Origin of the sequence: Clostridium fermenticellae (assembly GCF_003600355.1) — a bacterium.
GTDB lineage: Bacteria > Bacillota > Clostridia > Clostridiales > Clostridiaceae > Clostridium_AV > Clostridium_AV fermenticellae.
This window is the reverse complement of sequence record NZ_CP032416.1, coordinates 2,526,435-2,547,324: the sequence shown is the minus strand read 5'-3', so window position 1 is coordinate 2,547,324 and position 20,890 is coordinate 2,526,435. Positions and strand designations below refer to the sequence as shown.

Genomic DNA, 20,890 nt, shown 5'->3' with positions numbered 1-20,890 from the left:
CTGTAGCTGCCATTATTTTAAGATGAAATCTTTATAGTTTGATTTTGCAAAAAACGTATGGCTAAGTTTATAGATAGTATTTGTCTAATTGTTTTAAATGTATATATTGTATCAAGATTAAATGGCTTAAATTTATCTTCTTTTATGTTAAGTTCATTAAAATCTACACTTATAATTTGGCCGTATATTTTTTCTATTTCATTATAACTTTCAGTAAAAATTTGCTCGTCATTTTTCTTACTATATGCTTTTACATTATTTTTGTAGTTTTTATTAATTGCTTTAGGTGGGGTTATATATTTTATATCTGTAGTACAGTTAAATGGTGTATCCAGGGTAATATTTTTCATTTGACCTTCTATAATGTTATTATTAGATGACATTGTTTCTGAGTACTCTATAACTTTTTTAACAGAGCCATTTATAAACATTTTGTTGATCTCTGGGATAAGATTGCAGCTTTCTATAAATATTTTTCTTTTGATACATTTTATATATATGGCTGGTTTTGGCAGATTTATTATGCTTTCAATATTTATGTGGATTAAGGGTTCTGCTATAATAACTGGCACTCTTATATAGAATGTGCCCGAATTGGGTATTGGTATAATAGGATCACTTTTACAATTTTTACTTATATCCAAAATTACATAACACTCCCAACCTTATTCTTATGTATTATATGATGATTTATTTTTTTGGTAACTTAAAAGATATCAAAATAAAAGGGCTAGCTTAAAAACTAGCTCTTTTGTAAATAGTAATTATTTATTTCTTGTTACATTGGTTATTTCTTGTCAAATCAGTTATTGGAAAATTCCAACCTGAATTTATTACGGATGAACATTTATTTGAATTTCCTTTAGAATAGCCTTGAGAATTTCCATTAGAAGAACTCTTTGAACCTCCATTAGAATCAATTGAAGAAACCTGCTGTTTTTGTAATAATTTCATACATAAATATACAACAGACTTATCAGTAAACTCCTGAAATTCTTCTTCATTAATAAAGCCATCTATAGGAACACCTTTATCATCTATACCTGCATTAACAATTCCTGACCACTCAAGCTCACAGTAAACAGGCTCGTTGAATACTTCTACATTTAATCTATCAGCTTCTCTAAAGTTTTTACCCATTCGTTTTGCATCAAAATATCTAGCCACTGCTGGTGGAACATTTGGAATAACTTGAGGTAAAGAATTAAAATTAACTTGAGTGTAAGCTTTTATTGGAATGTGGACAGTTATATCTTTAATAGATCCTCCTATTCCAGAATCAGTTACACAGTTTTTAACTGCATATTCTATATTTGCTCTTATATATCCAGCAAGAAAGATTTTATCAGTTGGTGGTATATATCTGCATTGAGTTAAAAATATCTGTTTTTCTATTCTTTTTATTTCATAAGCTGGCTCATTAAGCCTGATTTTTGATTCGGAGTCCAACTGAATAACGAATTCAGCAAGAACTTTTGGAACTTTGAAATTTCCTCCAGTCCAACGATAATTATTTGCAGGTGTAAGTGTTTCTGAACTCACAACTCTAGCATTACAATTAGAACATGAAGAATAATCTTGGTTATCCATTTTTTTATCTCTCCTTCTAAGTTATAAATGTTATAAGTTTTTGTATCATACTACATAATATTAAAGTTTCAATGGAATGTTACTTAATTATAGGAACTATAATTAAGTTTCAAAATGATTTTGAGTACTATTGGTCGCTATTGAGTTATATAAATATATAAAGGTTATTATGATTAATGAAAGGAGAGGTTAAATGGGAAATATACTTTTAGATAAGATATCAAGAGCTTTAGATAAATGTTGTGATTCACGTAATATAACAAAATTAGATAAGATTATTATAGTCGTAAATGAAAATAGTAGGTTAGATTCATCCGAACTTTATAATTACTTAAGAAGTCACAATGATAGTATAACTCATAAGTTAACAGAGGTTAAAATTGAATTTGATGATTTACCGGACCAAGTTGTAATAATTAAAAGTATAGAAGGTGAAGATATAGAGGGAATGACAGAAAATTAGATGGTTTAAACAAACATGATAAAACTCTAGGTGATTCTAAAACTGGAATGCCTGGAGTTTGTTTTTAGATGATCATATCTAAGATTAAAATTGAAAGGGAAAGTATACTTATAATAATTCCAGGGATTAAACCCGGAGTTATAAATTTAAGTTCTATATTGTGTTTGCCAGGTGTGAGCATAAGACCCGAAAGTATTCCATTTACTTTTATTAATTTTTGATGTTTTCCATCTACTTTTGCAGACCAACCTCTGTTAAATGGTATATTAAGTGCCAGAATACCTTGTTCTTTATTTTCTATATTTCCTTTAACTATCCCACCATTTATATATAGATTTTTAAGATTGTACTTGTTCAAATCACTTACCCATTCCTGATAATAATCATATGAATTAAACCATAAATGTGTATTGCTTAAGATGTAGTCTCCTTGAGAAATATTTATATTTAATGTTTTAGTATCACCAGGCAATTTAACGGTGAATTGATTAATGGGATACACATAAGGATACTCTTCTTCCATTTTACTAGTAGATTTGTCATTTACATTTAGTACAATTTTTTGACCATTTACCGGTTTTAGATTCAATGAAAATAGTAATTCACCTCGAATATTTTGTCTATTATTATATATTGGAATAGTTATTGAGGCATTGTTATGTGCATGTATGACTCCATTTTTAAAACTTAAGTTTTTAGTAACTGCATTTTTAAAGTCAAGTGGAAACTCGGTTGTAACATCATAAGTACTTGGCATAGCATCGTTTGATTGAACCATATTTTGATCAACTGCAGCAGCTTGTAAGAGTAATGTATCTTTTTGTGCAATATTCATTTTATTGTAAACTTGTGTGTCAATTATTTTTGAATACCATAGATCAAAACCAGGATTACTTGTATTTTCGTAAACGACATAATTTTTAGTTTTATTAATAAGTTTATATCCATATGGTGGCGTATAATTATCATGGTTATATCCAACGATGTATTTGCATCCCAAAAAAGTCTCAATGAAAATGCGATCATCAAAATTTGCATATATGCTTGGTGTAACGGTACGATTTAGTATATTTAAGTCATTTTTAAGCCATCTGTGCAAATCCCCATCTATCATACTATTGTATGTGCTTGTGCCATAATATCCATAACTCATTGGAGTATTTTCTTCATCCGGATTTCTAAAGATAACTCTGAAAAAATCACCTGATGATGGAGTCAGCTTTTTAAATATTTCTCTTTCCTCTTTATTATCCATACCTGATTTTTGTAATATGGAGTAATTCATATCAGGTTTGCAAATATATAGATAGGCATTTGAATTTATTATTAATGTAAAAGCTGCACATAAAATTATTGTAAAATTAAAAATTATATTTAAAGAATGTTTTTTTATGTAGTACTTTAAAGATATACAGAAAAATGATAATAGACCTAAAATTAATGTTATTATATGTATAAGGTAAGTTTTTTCCTGTGATATTTTAGAAAAACTTATACCATTAGGAATTCTTGATAGAGATAGTATAAAAATGATTATACTTATAATCAGGAATTTAGACAAAGATATATGTTTTAATCTATCATTTTCGTCTAGCCAATCAGGTACTGTGTAGGCTATGGAGAATATGAACAAATAGAACCATCTGTCTGAGGAATATGAAAAACCATTAAAAAAGCTTCCAGACAGTGGAGTCAAATATAGAATAAAAAATATAAAACATAATATACTTTTTTTCTTTGTGATAATGTGAAGTTTTCTCCATGGTAAAATAAATATGATAAGAACAATCAAAGGGAAGCCTAAAATACTATAGTAGGAAAATAATTTACTTGGTTGTTCAAGCATACTGCCTATACTATAAAAAAATGGAACATGAAATTTTGTTGAAAACCTATCTATATTTAAAAAAGCCATAACAGTAGGAATAAATGAAACTGCTGCAATACTTAATGATAACAATGCAAATAAAGTGTATTTAAATATGAGTTTAAAAAAGGATAAAATTTTCTGATTTATAGTATTACCCTTAAATTTAGTAAATAAAATTATAAAAATAGCATAAAATACAAAGTTTACAAATCCGAAGTAGAAATTATTGGCAATGGTCAAACTTGCACTTAGAATAAACAAAAAATAATTTTTCGTTTTTAAATATATTCTCCATCCAAGTATAGTTAAAGGGAGCAATATATATGCATCTGACATAAAGTCAAAAAAAAGGGAAAAATGTATAAAACTTATACATCCTCCATATATAAGTGAACCTATTATAGAAGAGTAAGTTTTTCTGCCTTCATATTTGAGTAAACTGTATAAGATTAACATTGACACAATCTGTTTTAAAATACTAAATAATAATTTTAATTTTAGTGTATTTGCAAGAGTTAAACTTATGGATCCTAATTTTACTATTAAAAGCATTAAATAAAAGGATAGACTTGTAGTATAATAGTAACTAAATCCACCGAATACATCTCCTCCGAGGCCATAACTCCAAGACCATAGATGTTGCCCTGCAGTCAAGGATTTTTGAATAAATGGAATGAAATACATAAACTGCATTGTGTTATCTGTACCTGATACGCCAAATAAATTGCCAGTGTAGAATATATACATATGGCATGCTATTGAGAAAAGTGATAAAAGGATCAATACAAGAAAATTTTTTAAAAACCCCGAATAGTTTTTTTTATCGCCTGAAACAGTAGGTGATTTGAGTAAATAGCGTGTGACTGTAAAAGTTACTGGTATAGGGAGTACTGAAGCTAATAGCGCAGCAAATTTAGGATTTATATGTATTATGTTTACAAGTAGTATAAGTGAAATAGTGGAAATAATATAGTTTGCAAGGGTAGTTAATGGAAACTTTATGAATTTAACAAGTGTAGGTTTTGTTTTAAAGGTAAAATAGCAATTTAAAAAATATGAGCCTATCATGCTAAAAGTGAAAGCTATTGTATGGCTTACTATATAAGGAATTTTGAAATGAAGCAATATCATATACCATATATAGTAGTGTAAGGTATTTACAGCTCCAATGGTACCAAATCGCAGAAAATTAAATAGGCTGCTTTCATCTTTTAAGAAATTATTAAGAAATTTTTTGGCTATTATATTAAGGTTTTTTGTCATTTCCTGCTCCTTGATTAATGTATTTCTGTGAAATAATATTTGTTTCTTTGATGATAAAATGAGGTCTCATCTTAATTTCAGAATAAATTCTTCCAATATATTGTCCTATTATGCCTATTGATATAAGCTGAATTCCACCTATAATTAAAATTGCAGTTATTAATGTAAAATATCCGGGTGTATCAATTCCAATAATTAGTATTCGTATTAATGAATATATTACATAGAGTATTCCACACATGGCTGTTACAAAACCTAAATATAAGGTTGTGGTAAGAGGTTTATTGTTAAATGACAGTATACCGTCAATTCCATAGTGAAAAAGTTTTCTCAAGTTCCATTTGCTATCCCCATTTACTCTAGTTTGATTTTTATATTCTATTATTTTAGAATCAAACCCTATCCATGAAAATATCCCTTTTGAGAATCTATTGTATTCATGCATTGATAAAATTGCATTTATTGCTCGCCTACTCAGCAGGCGAAAATCTCCTATTCCATCTGTCAACTTTATATCAATTAAATAATTTACTATCTTATAGTATAATTTACTCAAAATAGTTTTAGTCTTGGAATCACCAGTTCTGTTCCGCTTTCCGATAACCTGATCATATCCGTCTATATAGTATTTTATCATTTCCGGGATTAATCTAGGCGGATGCTGCAGGTCTGCATCAATTATAACAACTGCATCTCCTATTGAATAAGAGAAACCAGCTAACATTGCAGCCTCTTTTCCGAAATTTCTAGATAGAGATATGTATTTAACATGATTGTCATGTTGTTGAAACTCTTTTATTATGTCAAGTGTGGTATCGTAACTTCCATCATCAATAAAAATCAGTTCATAATTATAGGAACATTTAGAGGAATCCTCTGAAATTACAAGTTTTAACTCATTGTACATCGATCTTATTGATTCAGCTTCATTATAACATGGGATAAGTACTGTTAAATTCACAATGCAACACCTTTCTACCATAGAAGTCTCTGACTTTGAAATCAATGTATATTCTATGATTTAAATTATATATAATTATTTATAAGCACTTATAATTATAATATTTTATCATGATACTAATATCTTAACATAATTCTAATATATAGTAAATATACATTGCATCGTTGTGATGATATGTGTAGTACTTTTACTATAAATGGTTTTTTAAAGCAGAAATGCTATATTACTATATTTTATGATATACTTTCAATAAGGATTTTTTTAGTTAATGGAAAGTTCAGGATTTTAAACTTGCGAAAGGAGCTAGAAATTATGAGTATAAATAGTATATCTGCTATAGGTTTAGGGGCAATAGGATGTACCTACTACAGTAAATTGTATGATTATAACTCCAATATTATAAAAATCATAGCTGGCGGTGAAAGAGGCTTGAGGTATAAGAAGAATGGATTCGTAATTAATGGTAAAAGGTATGACTTTACATATGTAAATCCAGAAGAAAAGTGCTCTCCAGCTGATTTAGTTATTATTTCTGTTAAATCAACTCAATTGGCTCAGGCTCTTTGTGATATAAAGAATCATATTGGAAAGAATACAATTATTATTTCACTTTTGAATGGTATTACAAGTGAGAAAATAATAGGTGAGTATTTTAAAACTGATAATATTATATATTCTTTATGTATAGGAGATTCTAACCGTGATGGAAATAGAGTTGATTTTTCAGATATGTGCCATATAAATTTTGGTGAAGAGAAAAATGATGTATACTCTGAAAATGTAAAAGCTGTCAAGGAGCTCTTTGACAGGAGCAAAATTAATTATAATATTCCATTGGATATGATACATGAACTTTGGTGGAAGTTTATGGTTAATGTAGGAATAAATCAAGTATCTGCCATATTAAAGAGTAATTATGGTGATTTTAAGAAATCTGGTTATGCGAAGGAACTTATGAATAAAGCAATGTTTGAGGTAATAGAGCTTTCTAAAAAAGCAGGTGTTAATTTAAATGAAGATGATTTGAATAAATGGTATAAAAGACTTGATAGTATAAATCCTAATAGTAGGACATCAATGTGTCAGGATATAATATATGGCAGAAAAACAGAAGTCGATATATTTGCTGGTACTGTTTGCAAACTTGGGGAAAATTATGATTTAGATACACCTATAAATAGAGTTTTTTTAGATATAATAAAGGCAATGGAGGAAGTCAGTAATTAAATACTATAAGAAAGGTAGTGGGTATGATTTATTTTATGAATTTTATTATTGTCATTTTACTTATATTTATGAATGGATTTTTTGTTGCAACAGAATTTTCAATGGTAAAGGTCAGAAAATCTAGAATAGAAACCTTGGTATTAGAGGGTAGTAAAGGTGCGAAACATACCTTAAAAGTTATAAATGATTTGAATTCATATCTATCGGCATGTCAGCTTGGTATAACTTTAGCATCACTTGGTTTAGGTTGGATTGGTGAACCAGCTGTTTCTGATGCGGTGATGCCGTTCTTTAAATTTTTAGGTATCAACGGGGTTTCTGCGTATTCAATTTCTTTTGTTTTGGGATTTGCAATTATAACAACTTTTCATATTGTTCTTGGAGAATTGTCTCCTAAGTCGATTGCAATAATAAATACAGAAAAGATAGCTATTTATACAGCATTACCGTTAATTATATTTTATAGAATAACATATCCAATAATGTGGTTATTTAATTGTAGTACAAATATAGTAGTAAAGATTTTTGGAATATCTCAGACTAATGAAGGCGAAGATTTTTACACAGATGATGAGATAAAATTATTAGTTGAAGAAAGTTATAAACATGGATTAATAGATAAGACTGAACTAACATTAGTTGATAATATATTTGATTTTTCGGATAAAACAGTTAAAGAAGTTATGATACCTAGAACTGATATGGCATGTATTTTTATGGAGGATTCATTTGACAAAATTATAGAAAAGACTTTACATGAGCAGCTTACAAGATATCCAGTATGTAAGGGGAATAAAGATAATATAGTTGGTTTTATACATATAAAAGATCTTTACAGGCAGAAAATAGAAGGAAATAGTACAAATATTGAAAAGATTATTCGTGATATAAAGTTTGTACCTGAGTCACTTTCAATAAGCGAGCTATTTAAAATGTTTCAAAAGGATAGATCACAACTTGCCATAGTAATTGATGAATATGGAGGTACCTATGGACTTGTGACTATAGAAGATATTTTGGAAGAGATAGTTGGTGATATACAGGATGAGTTTGATGAAGAAACCAGCGAAATTGTGAGAACTGATGACAACGGATATATTGTAGATGGAAAACTCAGTATAGACGATATAAATGAACTTTTAAATATAGATATTGATTCTGATAATATAGATACAGTAGGAGGTTGGGTATATTCTAATTTAAAATTGTATCCGCAGGTTAATGATGAAGTAATATATAAAAATTATAAGTTTACTGTGCTTAAATGCAATAGGAAGAGAGTAAGTAGAATACTTATAGAAAATAAAATAAATGTTAATAAAAACCAGTCTAAATGATATAATATATATGTGTTTTAAATTAATAAAATGGGGTGATAGTATGATGGATTTTAACTATTCAAATCCAACTAAGATATTTTTTGGAAAGAATAAATTAAAGGTGCTTCCGGAGCAGATAAAAAGATATGGTTCAAAGGTTCTTCTTGTATATGGTGGTGGAAGTATAAAAAGAAATGGTATATATGATAACATTGTCAAATTGTTGAAGGATAATTCTATTGATTTTTGGGAACTTTCCGGAGTAGAACCCAATCCTAGAATAACAACCGTTAGAAAAGGTATAGATATATGCAGGAAAAATAACATAGAACTTGTTCTTGCTGTTGGTGGAGGAAGTACTATAGATTGTTCCAAAGTTGTTGCAGCAGGTTTTTATTATGAAAAGGATCCATGGAATATAGTAAAGGCTCCATATAGAATAAAAAAGGTGCTTCCTGTTGCAAGTGTTTTAACTATTGCGGCAACTGGATCTGAGATGGATACATTTGCAGTTATAACTAATATGGACACTAATGAAAAACTTGGCACAGGACATCCAGATATGGCACCAGTTTTTTCAATATTAGATCCTACATATACATTTACTGTACCTAAAAATCAAACAGCAGCTGGAACCGCAGATATAATGAGCCATACATTTGAGGATTATTTCAGTAAACCTGACTCTGCCTTCTTGCAAAATAAAATATCAGAAGCTATATTAAAAACATGCATAAATTATGGTAAAAAGGCTTTAGATAAACCAGATGATTATGAAGCTAGAGCAAATTTAATGTGGGCATCTAGTCTGGCTATAGATGGTTTAGCAAGTTACGGCAAGGACGCAAATTGGTGTGTTCATCCTATGGAACATGAATTAAGTGCATTTTATGATATAACCCATGGTGTAGGGCTTGCAATCTTAACACCTGTGTGGATGAAATACATACTTGATGAGAGTACAGTGGATAAGTTTGTGGAGTATGGAATTAATGTCTGGGAAATTGACGCTAGCAAAGATAAATATGATATAGCGAATATGGCCATAGATAAAACTAGGGAATTCTTTAATTTACTGGGTATACCTTCTAAATTAACTGAGGTTGGAATAGGAGAAGATAGATTAGAGATAATGGCTCAAGGTGCAGTTAGATACGGAAAAATCGGAGGAATAAGGAAATTAGATAAAGATGATGTATTGAATATTTATAAAGCAGCTCTTTAAGATTATAGGGTTTATAATGAAAACTTAAGTTATACTCCAGCTGACATTTCCAAAATTCGTCACCTAAAAAATTTCCAGTAAGTCTAAGTTCGTATTTATAAAAATCTAAGCAGATTTTATAAACTCGCAGGCTCAAACATATAAAATTTACTAAGATTTTCAAAAGTGCTTCACTAAGACTTACCAAAAAATTTTTCAATGCGCCCGTATTTTGGAAATGTCAGCTTACGTATAACTTAAACTTGGAATTACAAATCCTATACAATATATCCATATAATAAAGTATTGGTATATTATTGAAAAATAATTGCAAATTAAAATAGAAATAAAATATTTTTAAATATATATATAATATTATTAATCAAACTATAGTAAATTCTGAGCCAGTACAAATAACTAGTAAAAATGGTGATGTTATAATGATTAGTCTAGAGGATTGGAAATCTATACAAGAAACATTGAATATAGTTTCTATACCTGGTATGAAAAAAAAGTATACTTGAAGGTAAAGGGGAACCTATTAAAGATTGTAAAACGTTAGAGGATATAGGATGGAATTTAGAATAGTTTTCACTAAAAGAGCAGTAAAAGATGCTAAAAAATTGGAGGCTTGTGGTTTAGATAAAAAGGCTAAGGATTTAATAAAAATTATAATTAAAAATCCTTATCAAAATTCACCTATTTATTAATTATAATTTCAAAGTAATTTTATTTACTATTAATATATAGTTTGATAAAACAGTAAATTGCCTACTATAACTTGATACAAACTAAATATTTAATGATATTGAAAATTTATACAAAATACACTATAATTATTTAAATATAATCGGTGTAAGCTAAGTGTTTTCAAGGCATACACATTACTTTGGTTTGTTTGATACACGCATACGTATTACATTGATATTTAATTTAAAGGGGGCAAAAATATGGATTTTGAAGACTTAAGAAAAACGGACAAAGAAATTTTTGATATTGTGGAAAAGGAGCATATGAGACAAGAAAATGGAATAGAACTTATAGCTTCGGAAAATTTCACAAGTAAATCCGTTATGGAAGCAATGGGGTCATTTTTAACTAACAAGTATGCAGAAGGACTACCGGGAAAGAGATATTACGGAGGATGTCATATAGTTGACATTGCTGAAAATTTAGCAAGGGATAGAGTAAAAAAACTATTTGGGGCAGAACATGCTAATGTACAACCTCATTCTGGAGCTCAGGCAAATATGTCAGTTTATGCAGCAGTACTAGAACCAGGAGATACAGTACTTGGTATGAATTTGACACACGGAGGGCATTTAACACACGGAAGTCCTGTTAATTTTTCAGGAAAACTATATAATTTTATAGACTATGGCGTAAATAAGAATACTGAGACTATAGATTATGATGAGATGAAAAATCTGGCAGTTAAGCATAGACCTAAAATGATAGTGTCTGGAGCGAGTGCATACCCGCGTGAAATAGATTTTAAAAGAATAAGACAAATTTGTGATGAAGTAGGTGCCTACATGATGGTTGACATGGCTCACATAGCAGGGATAGTAGCTGCAGGTAAACATATGTCACCAGTTCCATATGCAGATTTTGTGACTACTACTACGCATAAAACTTTAAGAGGGCCAAGAGGTGGAGTTATCTTATGTAAAAAAGAGTATGCCAAAGTAATAGATAAATCAGTATTTCCCGGAATTCAAGGTGGGCCACTTATGCATGTAATTGCTGGAAAGGCAGTGTGCTTTGGTGAAGCTCTTAAAGATGAATATAAAGATTATATAGATCAAGTTCTCAAAAATGCTAAGGTCTTGGCAGAGGAATTGATTAATTATGGATTTAAATTAGTAAGTGGCGGAACTGATAATCATCTTATATTGATTAATTTGACTAATAAAAATATAACTGGAAAAGATGCAGAAAAACTTTTGGATTCCGTTGGAATTACAGTAAATAAAAATACCGTACCATTTGAAACATTAAGTCCATTTATAACAAGTGGATTGAGAATTGGGACTCCAGCTGTTACTACAAGGGGATTTAAAGAGGAGGAAATGAAGAAAATCGCTTATTTCATAAATTATGTTATAGAGAACAGGGATAAAGATTTATCCATCATAAAACAACAGGTGAATGAATTGTGTAAAAAATACCCAATATATGATTAATCATATGCATATATTGCGTATTAAGCATTGTTGTTAAATATATAGGCTATAAGGACAAACTCAACTCATACACAGAGGTATACTCACAAACTTTGGCACCCTAAAAAAGTTTTAACATCTCTTAGTGAAGCCTTTTGAAAAAATTTTAGTAGATTATATAAACTCGCTTTGCTCAAACATATATAATCTACTAAAATTTTTTCAAAAGGCTTCACTAAGAGATGTAAAAAACTTTTTAGATGTGCCTTCAGTTTCTAAGTATACCTCTGCGTATGAGTTAAGCTTGTCACTACGTAAAAATTTTAATTATATTTACAATAAATTGTTTGATACGATAACAGAACCCAGCATGTTAAAAAGTTATATCAATGATGTCCTTTCCTTTTATCCCTCTTCAAAAATTATATCATAAAATAAAAACTGGATTCCTTAACTTGACGGGCATGGACGATACTCCTCCGGATTATTTAAAAAGACTAGAAAAAAGAAATTATCTGGAAGGATATTGGAATGATAATGAAAATAGTGGTGGCGGGAGAAGACGTTATTATAAGATTACACAGGAAGGTTTGGATTTTTTCAAAAAAAGGGTTCAGGAATGGTTGCTTTTTAAGGAATTATTAGATCATTTTTTAGGGGGTAGCGTTGATGAATAAGATCGACCTGTATGTAGATCACATTTGCAGTAAGTTCAATTAAAAATTTTATCAGATCTTAAGAATGAAAAATCAGGAGTTAAAAAAATGGGTGTTATGGATGGAGTAATTGCCATGATTTCCTATTCGCTTATATTTAATGTAGTACTATTAACTGTTGGTGGACTTTTGATAATGTATTTTGGTATAAGGAAGTTTATATCAAATGTTAAGAAGGTTAGCTTATAACACAAATTTTAAGTTATAACGGTTAATGGAATTATCCCATTTGAATATATACACTTTTCTAATATACAGGTTGTTAACTTTTATTGTAGAAAATTAACAGGCAGTTTTGTAATAATCAAAACTGCCGTTTACATAGGATATACTGATTTCTATAATCACGTTTTTTTCAATGGTTTCAGCGACTAATGCTATCCTTAATTATTATTGCTCTCTGCATATTTGTCTGCGGCAATGTAGAGATAATAACTTAATCCTACTTGTTGCTGTTCCAGCATACTGCGGTGGAAATTGTCGGTAAGAAAGAAGTGTGATTGTTTGGCAAAGCCCTTTGCATTAATGTTCAAAAACTCAATGTGTTTATGAATTGCCGTAATTACTGTTCTATCATTGACGCTTACATTTTCTTTGAGCGACTTCGCCATAAAAGACATAAATTGAATAGCTTCCTGTGCATTTTCATTCATTGTGTCTGCACTGATAGCGGCGGTATCAAGAGAAAACCCATATTCTTTCTGCAAGTGTTCATTTTGATCTTTAAGGGCATCTCCCCATTCTGCTTTGTTCAAACCTGTAAACATTTTCTCCGTATTCATAGGAACTCCTTTCTGAGCATGAGAAATTGCTTCATCTAAAGTGTTTAAAATAGCAGATAATCTTTCTTTACGCGTACTAAGTAGAGATTTTTGCTTTTTTAAACATTTTAGTTGATTTGGTTCATTTTCTAAGGCCATTTTAATTTGTTCCAAAGAAAAGTCCAATTCACGGTAAAACAATATTTGTTGTAATCGTATTAACTCCTTATCTGTATAATAGCGATAGCCATTTTCTCCTATCATATGTGGAAAAAGCAAACCCACTTTCTGATAATGATAGAGTGTTTTAACCGTTGTGCCAGATAAATTAGCAACTTCTTGAACTGTATAAGTCATATTCTCACCTCGTTATTTAGTTTAAGGTCTTACCTAAGGTTGGAGTCAAGTGTTTTTTCCTATGTTGAGAAAATATATAACTTCCATATCGGTGGTGCAAAAGACCTGAACCAATTAGGTGTTCCTACAAAAATATATTCATATTTGTTTATTGGTTCATTCCCAAGCAATAGTTTAGGGCAGTATCCTCCGCTAAACTTTTTATCTAAAATTTTAAACCTACCTAAAATTAAAATAACCTGCCCTTTACAAGAAGAACAGAGCACCCTAACGGGTTTGAAGGCTTACAGTCTTCCTTCTTTAAGTCATAGTAATGACTGTACTAATTTAATTATTATGACATTAACTTCCCGGGTATATAGTAAAATTCACATTTAAATTTAAATAATTCAATAGGACTAACCGTCCTGGAATCATTTCATTTATCTAAAATTTAAGTTAAATATCTTTTATGCCCAAAAAGATCTTAAGGTTCTGAATATACTATCTGAATTACAGGTTATTCAGACTTTTTTAGTTATCTTAACAGATGTCTAAAACTGCAATTATAGTATAAATCAATATGGCTATCGCCATAAAACCTTAAAGGAGAAATCATATTTATCAAGTTTACATAAGTTATATAATTATTTATATACTTTTATTAGTATATAAAGCATTTATTGATTTAAGTATATAACTTATAAGGACAAACTCAACTCATACCACAGAGGTATACTTGGAAACTGAAGGCACATCTAAAAAGTTTTTTACATCTCTTAGCGAAGCCTTTTAGAAAAATTTTAGTAGATTATATATGTTTGAGCAAAGCGAGTTTATATAATCTGCTTAAATTTTTAAAAGGCGAGCTTAGAGATGTTAAAACTTTTTTAGGGTGCCAAAGTTTGTGAGTATACCTCTGCGATGTGAGTTGAGTTTGTCCTTATAACCATATATCTATGATCAATGCTTAATACGCAATATATGCAGCTTACGCATTAAAATGCCGTTAATTTGAAGAAGAAATATAATTTATAAATTGTTTGGCAGTTCTTCCGGAACGTCCATGAGTTTTAAGTTCCCATCTTGAAGCCTCAAGGTTTAATGTATCTTCATCCATTTTTATATTCTGTTTTTTTGCAAGCGATTTTACTATTGCTAAATAATGTTCTTTATCTGGATTAGTATATGTTAAAACAATTCCAAAGCGTTCGGATAATGACAGTTTTTCATTCACAGAATCTGATATATGTATTTCCTCATCAGCAGTTCTGTCATTCCAGGTTTCCTTTATTAAGTGCCGTCTGTTTGAGGTAGCATATATTAGAATATTGTCAGGTATTTCTTCAATTCCACCGTCTAGAACAGATTTCATTTCTTTATAATCTGTTTCAAATTCTTCAAAAGATAAATCATCGATGAATATTATAAAGTATTTACCTCTGTTTTTTAATTCATTTAGCAAGCTTGATAAACACAATAACTGTTCTTTTGATATTTGTACTAATCTAAGGCCTTTATCATAAAATTTGTTCAATAGTGCTTTAACCGAGGAAGATTTCCCGGTACCGGCAGAACCAATTAAAAGTACATTATTAGCGGTATTACCAGATATAAAGTCGAATGTATTTTTTACTAATATTTTTTTTTGATATTCATAACCAACTATATCATCTAGTGTTATTTTATTAAAGTTTTTTACCCCAATCAAACCTTTAGGATTATCCCACTTGAATGCAATACAATCTGAAAGTTCTCCGCATCCTACATGAAAGTAATATTCTATTAATGAATCTAAAAATTTTTTACTGGAATCAGCATTTAAAATATTATCTTTATAAGCCTCAAAGTGTTTTATTTTATTGATTTTATTACTTGGAGAGTAATTGTTAAAGAAATTACAAGGATAATTTATTAATGAACCTATAGAATCTAGGTTGAAATTTATTAAAAAATATATGATTTTAATATCATTCAAGGCGATATTGTATAGATTTTCTTTTATACTCGAACCTATTTTTTCACATGTTAATGTGAAAAAGTTTTTGTCCTTTATAAGAAAGTCTATTACATAAGATTTTAATAGGTTGCCACTAAAACCAAAGGCTTCTGAATCTTCCAGCAATTTATTTTGTAGTGTGAAATATAATTTAAATATTTCATCTATGTTGGGATTAGTTTTTGAAAGTTCTTTAAAAAGAAGATTTAAATTGCTAATAACAGGATCTTTCAAAAGTTCTCTGTATATAGTAAGCCCCTCTAAATTTAAATATAATTCTTTGTAGTATTTTTTTTCTGTCATAAAATAGCCCCCATTTCTTAGTATAAAATTATTTTTCATTATATCACATGTTATAGGATTTGTAACTGAAAGCTTAACTTATGTGCAGGCCGGGATTTCCAAAATACGTCACGTAAAAAATTTCTAGTAAGTGTAAGCTTGCGCTTAAAAAAATCTAAGCAGATTTTATAAACTCGCTTTGCTCAGACATATAAAATCTGCTTAGATTTTTAAGGACACATCGCTAACACTTACTACAAAATTTTTTAATGTGCCTAAATTTTAGAAATCCCGGCCTGCGCATAAGTTAAGCTTAGAATTACAAACCCTATATAGAAGTAATCACTATAGATTCGAGATATGGTGACATTTATTAAAATTATAAAACATATTCTTTACTATGAGGAGGTATAGGATATGTATCCATTGAAGTTTGAAAATATATATCACAATAAAATATGGGGAGGAAGGAATTTTAAAATATTTAGAAATAATCTTCCTGATGGTAAAATAGGCGAAAGCTGGGATGTATGCTGCCGTGAAAATGATATGAGTGTGGTTTTAAATGGAGATTTTAAGGGATATAGATTAGATAAGTTGATAGAGGAGCAGGGGAGCATGCTGATTGGGAGTAAAATCAGAAAGGATAAATTTCCGCTTCTTGTAAAATTAATAGATGCATCTGATAAGTTATCAGTTCAGGTTCATCCAAATGATGAATATGCTAATAGGGTTGAAAGTGAATCTGGAAAAAGCGAAGCGTGGTATATAGTAGAAGCATTTGATGGAGCAAGTTTAGTTGTTGGAACTAAGAATATAAACACTAAATGTGAATTTAAAAAAGCTGTAAAAGATGCAGATGTTGAGATGTATTTAAATAAATTTCCTGTAAAAAAAGGCGATGTATACTTTATAAAAAGTGGAACAGTTCATTCGATATGTGGTGGAGTTATAATAGCTGAGATACAGCAAAATAGTGACATCACCTATAGAGTATATGATTATGACAGAGGAAGAAAACTTGATATAGATAAATCAATTGATGTTATAGATTTTAAGTTAAATGGGCAAAGAAAAATTGGAATAAATATAGAAATGGATGGATATATAAAAACATATCTTTGCTTATCAAAAGAATTTTCGCTTGAATTATATGATATAAATAATTTCTGCTCAGAAAATAGTGATTTTCAAAGGTTTTATATATTTACTTGTGTAGATGGAAATGGGAAAATTGTATATTTTAATGGAGAAGAAAAAATTTTAAAGGGCGAAAGTATTCTTATACCAGCATCACTTGGAAAATACGGATTTTATGGAAGGATGAAATTACTAAAAAGTTATGTTCCGGATATTGATAAAGTTGAAAAAGATATATTGAGTAAAATAGAAGAATAATGTTAATTTATATGCTAAATTATAGGGTTTATAAATGAAAGCTTAAGTTATACTCCAGCTGACATTCCCAAAATTCGTCACTTAAAAAATTTCTAGTAAGTCTAAGTTCGTATTTATAAAAATCTAAGCAGATTTTATAAACTCGCAGGCTCAAACATATAAAATCCACTAAGATTTTCGAAAATACTTCGCTAAAACTTACTAAAAAATTTTTTAATGTGCCTACATTTTAGAAATGTCAGCTTACGTATAACTTAAGCTTGGAATTACAAACCCTATATTAAATTTAAATTCTTCGAAATACATATTAAAAATATACTTGGTCATACTATAAATAAATTATTAACCTTTAAAAGGAAGTTTATAATGATACGATTGAGTGGCCATCAACTTTTTACATTAATGTTGATATTTGAAATAGGAAGCACAACACTTTTTGCACTCGGAATAGAAGTAGAGCAGGATGCATGGATTGTTACATTAATTGCATTGCTGATTGGATTATGTTTTGTTTGGATTTATACTAAATTACAAAACGCATTTTCAGGTAAAAATCTTGTCGAAATAATTATGGTGCTATTTGGAAAAATATTAGGGATACCACTAGTAATATTTTATGTATGTGATTGTTTGTGGTCAGTAGCGAGAAGTCTTAGGGAATTCGGGGAACTTTTAATAATAACATCACTTCCTAAAACTCCATTTTATATAATTCTCATCTTATTTTTGCTTACATCTACATATGCTTTATTTAAGGGAACTGAGGTATTGGCGCGAGCATCTGAAATAGTGGTTCCTATTATGATATTTTTTATTTTAATAAGTTATATTTTATTAATTTTATCTAAAAAGCTGGATTTTAGAAATTTATTACCAGTAGCATCTAGCGGGATTTTACCGATGCTTAAAGCAGTACCGGGTATAGTTATGTTTCCATTTGGAGAAATATTTATATTTTTCATGTATTGGTGCTATGTTGATAAAAAGGAGGATATAAGAAAAATTTCAATGAAGGCAGTTCTTATATCCGGTATTTTAATCATAATATCATCCATTGTAAATATAAGTGCTCTGGGATGTAAGTATACGTACGTTTCAACTATACCTTTTATAGAAAGTATAAAGCTTATAAATATAGGAGGTATAATAACAAATATCGATATTATAGCAATATTAGTTATTCTATTTGGTGGTTTTTTTAAAATGTCAATTTATTTAAATGCAATTATCTTAATTTTAAAGAGTCTTTTTAAGACTCAGAAATACAAATCTATACTTATTATATTTGATATATTTTTAATTATATTTTCTTTGAATTTCGAAAAAAATTATATTTATCACAAATGGATGGTACCATTTGACGCTTTATATTTTGAAATTATATATACTAATATAATTCCGATAATCATGCTTATATTGTATTATGTAAAAAAGAAAAGGATAAGACTATAAAACTTATTTGAAAAAGAGGCTTTTTTGTGGAAATTTTTCAGGTTTTAAGGAATATTTTTAAGGGAAGAGGAGTTTTCCCAACAGTTTTTAGTATAGTTTCATGGATATACTTGATTATAATAGTATCATTTACATTTACTCAATTTTTATTATTTGTTTTTAGAATAAAATATATCGATAGAAATTTTTCAGATATTTTTAAAAAAAAGCTGATGAAACTGATAAAGCTGGTAAAACATAATTTATAAATTGATAAGAGGAAAAAAGTATGTTTAGTTATATATACAAAAAATTAAAATATTTTGGTTTTAAGGATTCGGGAATAATTGATGATGAAAAAGAGGATAATACTAGCGAAACTAAACTTTTAGATGATATGGATAAAAATGTAAATATTATAAAGAATATACTCGGCAGTAGTGATGATGTAGTATATCGTCAAATATCATTTGATAAAGACAATAAAATAAATGCTGTTATGATATTTTTAGGGGATATAATCAAAAAATCTGAAATAATAAATATTGTTTCAGAATTACTTGAATATAGGAACTTTAAATGTGAAGAAATGAAATTGGATAATATAGATGTAATAAAAAATTGTATTATTTCTGCAGCAGAAATTAAAAAAACACATTCTATAAATGAAATAATAGATTCTTGCCTTTGTGGCAATACGGTACTTATTATTGATGGATTTAATGAAGGACTTATAATTGATTCCAAAGATTACAAAGGCAGAAAAGTTGAAGAAGCAAAAACGGAGGCAACTGTTAGAGGACCAAGAGATGGATTTTCTGAAAGTATATCAATAAATATATCACTTTTAAGAAGTAGAATACGAAATCCAAATTTAATTTTTAAAACAATGAATATAGGAAAACAGACTAGAACCAGCATATGTATTGTTTATTTGAAAAATATTGCAAATCCAAAGCTTGTAGAGGAAGTATGCAAAAGATTAAAGAGAATAAATACTGATGCTATTTTGGAATCTGGATATATTGAACAGTTTATAGAAGATGCTCCATACTCAGTATTTCCGACCGTTGGTAATTCTGAAAAACCAGATACTGCAGCAGCTAAGATATTAGAAGGTAGAGTTGGAATTTTAGTTAATGGAACTCCATTTATTTTAACAGTACCAATGTTATTTATTGAAGGATTTCAAAGTGCGGAAGATTATTATTCAAGACCATATTATTCAAATGTTATAAGAACGCTTAGGTTTATATGCTTTATGATAACCATTTTATTACCTGCAGTATATGTCATGTTATCAACCTTTCATCAGGAACTTATACCTACAACTTTATTGTTTACTATAGCCTCCGGACGTGAGGGAGTCCCATTTCCGGCGATATTAGAGGTCGGTCTGATGTTAATAACATTTGAAATTTTAAGAGAAGCCGGAGTAAGGTTACCACGTCCTGTAGGTCAGGCTGTTAGTATAGTTGGTGCACTTGTAATAGGGCAGTCAGCAGTATCAGCAGGATTAGTAGGAGGAATATTAGTTATAATTGTCGCACTTACTGGTGTATCAAGTTTTGCCGTACCAGTTTTTACTGATGCAGAATCTATTCTTAGAATTCTATTACTTATACTGGCAGGTACTCTGGGGGTATTTGGTGTCGGAATAGGATTACTTGTTACACTTATTCATATTGTATCATTAAGATCATTTGGAACACCCTATTTTTCACCATTTGCACCGATTGAAAAAGATGATATTAAGGATTCATTTGTTAGAACGTTTATATGGAAAATGAAAAAAAGGCCGCATAATATGGGGGTGAAAAATATTGTACGACAGGGTGAAAATTTAAAACCACAGCCATCAAAAGTTAATGATGAGGATGATAATTAAGATAAGTGGAGGTAAAT

Annotated in this window: 19 protein-coding genes and 1 pseudogene; 13 read left to right on the top strand and 7 right to left on the bottom strand. The window is 29.2% G+C overall.

Annotation, left to right across the window (positions count from 1 at the left end):
* Positions 1-17 precede the first annotated feature (17 nt).
* Together D4Z93_RS11770 and D4Z93_RS11765 are read right to left on the bottom strand one after the other, a co-directional pair.
* Entirely contained in the window at positions 18-644 is a 627-nt protein-coding gene (locus D4Z93_RS11770; protein ID WP_119973749.1) for a hypothetical protein, read from the bottom strand.
* A gap of 124 nt (positions 645-768) precedes the next feature.
* Entirely contained in the window at positions 769-1,590 is an 822-nt protein-coding gene (locus D4Z93_RS11765) for a CsxC family protein (protein WP_119973747.1), read from the bottom strand.
* Between the two features lie 193 nt (positions 1,591-1,783).
* Between D4Z93_RS11765 and D4Z93_RS11760 the strand changes: the two genes are divergently transcribed.
* Positions 1,784-2,053 carry a hypothetical protein gene (locus D4Z93_RS11760; protein ID WP_119973746.1) on the top strand — a complete coding sequence of 90 codons (270 nt, stop codon included), beginning with the start codon at positions 1,784-1,786 and terminating at the stop codon, positions 2,051-2,053.
* 64 nt (positions 2,054-2,117) lie between these two features.
* On the opposite strand, the gene D4Z93_RS11755 is transcribed toward D4Z93_RS11760, so the two are convergent.
* Positions 2,118-5,186 carry a GtrA family protein gene (locus D4Z93_RS11755; RefSeq protein ID WP_119973744.1) on the bottom strand — a complete coding sequence of 1,023 codons (3,069 nt, stop codon included), beginning with the start codon at positions 5,184-5,186 and terminating at the stop codon, positions 2,118-2,120.
* Positions 5,170-6,147: a glycosyltransferase family 2 protein gene (locus D4Z93_RS11750; RefSeq protein WP_119973742.1), complete on the bottom strand. Its 978-nt coding sequence runs from the start codon at positions 6,145-6,147 to the stop codon at positions 5,170-5,172. The genes D4Z93_RS11755 and D4Z93_RS11750 overlap by 17 nt, the downstream gene beginning before the upstream one ends.
* 312 nt (positions 6,148-6,459) lie before the next feature.
* Here D4Z93_RS11750 and D4Z93_RS11745 point away from each other — a divergent pair, with 312 nt between their 5' ends.
* The 8 genes from D4Z93_RS11745 to D4Z93_RS13245 all read left to right on the top strand — a co-directional run bounded on the left by D4Z93_RS11745 (position 6,460) and on the right by D4Z93_RS13245 (position 12,967).
* Entirely contained in the window at positions 6,460-7,374 is a 915-nt protein-coding gene (locus D4Z93_RS11745) for a ketopantoate reductase family protein (RefSeq protein ID WP_341466771.1), read from the top strand.
* 23 nt (positions 7,375-7,397) lie between these two features.
* Complete coding sequence (locus tag D4Z93_RS11740; RefSeq protein WP_119974341.1) at positions 7,398-8,711, top strand: hemolysin family protein; 1,314 nt, start codon at positions 7,398-7,400, stop codon at positions 8,709-8,711.
* Positions 8,712-8,754: 43 nt separating this feature from the next.
* Positions 8,755-9,918: an iron-containing alcohol dehydrogenase gene (locus tag D4Z93_RS11735; protein WP_119974339.1), complete on the top strand. Its 1,164-nt coding sequence runs from the start codon at positions 8,755-8,757 to the stop codon at positions 9,916-9,918.
* Between the two features lie 332 nt (positions 9,919-10,250).
* Positions 10,251-10,421 (top strand): type II toxin-antitoxin system Phd/YefM family antitoxin, encoded by a 171-nt coding sequence (locus tag D4Z93_RS13660; protein WP_341466789.1) that lies wholly within the window; start codon positions 10,251-10,253, stop codon positions 10,419-10,421.
* A 48-nt stretch (positions 10,422-10,469) separates the two neighbouring features.
* On the top strand, positions 10,470-10,607 hold the full coding sequence (locus D4Z93_RS11725; RefSeq protein WP_243105944.1) for a hypothetical protein: 138 nt from the start codon (positions 10,470-10,472) through the stop codon (positions 10,605-10,607).
* 240 nt (positions 10,608-10,847) lie between these two features.
* Positions 10,848-12,083 (top strand): serine hydroxymethyltransferase, encoded by a 1,236-nt coding sequence (gene glyA, locus D4Z93_RS11720; protein WP_119973740.1) that lies wholly within the window; start codon positions 10,848-10,850, stop codon positions 12,081-12,083.
* Between the two features lie 443 nt (positions 12,084-12,526).
* A complete protein-coding gene (locus D4Z93_RS11715) occupies positions 12,527-12,739 on the top strand; it encodes a PadR family transcriptional regulator (RefSeq protein WP_243106008.1) in 213 nt (70 codons plus the stop codon).
* 87 nt (positions 12,740-12,826) lie between these two features.
* The gene (locus D4Z93_RS13245; RefSeq protein WP_162920303.1) at positions 12,827-12,967 is read left to right on the top strand and encodes a hypothetical protein; all 141 of its coding nucleotides are present in this window, start codon (positions 12,827-12,829) and stop codon (positions 12,965-12,967) included.
* A 194-nt stretch (positions 12,968-13,161) separates the two neighbouring features.
* On the opposite strand, the gene D4Z93_RS11710 is transcribed toward D4Z93_RS13245, so the two are convergent.
* The 3 genes and pseudogenes from D4Z93_RS11710 to D4Z93_RS11700 all read right to left on the bottom strand — a co-directional run bounded on the left by D4Z93_RS11710 (position 13,162) and on the right by D4Z93_RS11700 (position 16,177).
* Positions 13,162-13,896: a MerR family transcriptional regulator gene (locus tag D4Z93_RS11710; RefSeq protein ID WP_119973737.1), complete on the bottom strand. Its 735-nt coding sequence runs from the start codon at positions 13,894-13,896 to the stop codon at positions 13,162-13,164.
* An 86-nt stretch (positions 13,897-13,982) separates the two neighbouring features.
* Positions 13,983-14,084 (bottom strand): annotated as a pseudogene (locus tag D4Z93_RS13535) (flavodoxin); the annotation flags it as partial.
* An 800-nt stretch (positions 14,085-14,884) separates the two neighbouring features.
* A complete protein-coding gene (locus tag D4Z93_RS11700; protein WP_119973736.1) occupies positions 14,885-16,177 on the bottom strand; it encodes an ATP-binding protein in 1,293 nt (430 codons plus the stop codon).
* A gap of 396 nt (positions 16,178-16,573) precedes the next feature.
* On the opposite strand from D4Z93_RS11700, the gene D4Z93_RS11695 reads away from it, so the two are divergent.
* The 4 genes from D4Z93_RS11695 (at position 16,574) to D4Z93_RS11680 (ending at position 20,873) form a co-directional block, all read left to right on the top strand.
* Positions 16,574-17,554: a type I phosphomannose isomerase catalytic subunit gene (locus tag D4Z93_RS11695; RefSeq protein ID WP_119973734.1), complete on the top strand. Its 981-nt coding sequence runs from the start codon at positions 16,574-16,576 to the stop codon at positions 17,552-17,554.
* A gap of 366 nt (positions 17,555-17,920) precedes the next feature.
* Positions 17,921-19,006, top strand: a complete 1,086-nt coding sequence (locus D4Z93_RS11690; protein ID WP_119973732.1) for a GerAB/ArcD/ProY family transporter — start codon at positions 17,921-17,923, stop codon at positions 19,004-19,006.
* A gap of 26 nt (positions 19,007-19,032) precedes the next feature.
* Positions 19,033-19,254: a hypothetical protein gene (locus tag D4Z93_RS11685; RefSeq protein WP_119973731.1), complete on the top strand. Its 222-nt coding sequence runs from the start codon at positions 19,033-19,035 to the stop codon at positions 19,252-19,254.
* Between the two features lie 20 nt (positions 19,255-19,274).
* Positions 19,275-20,873: a spore germination protein gene (locus D4Z93_RS11680; RefSeq protein ID WP_119973729.1), complete on the top strand. Its 1,599-nt coding sequence runs from the start codon at positions 19,275-19,277 to the stop codon at positions 20,871-20,873.
* Positions 20,874-20,890 lie beyond the last annotated feature (17 nt).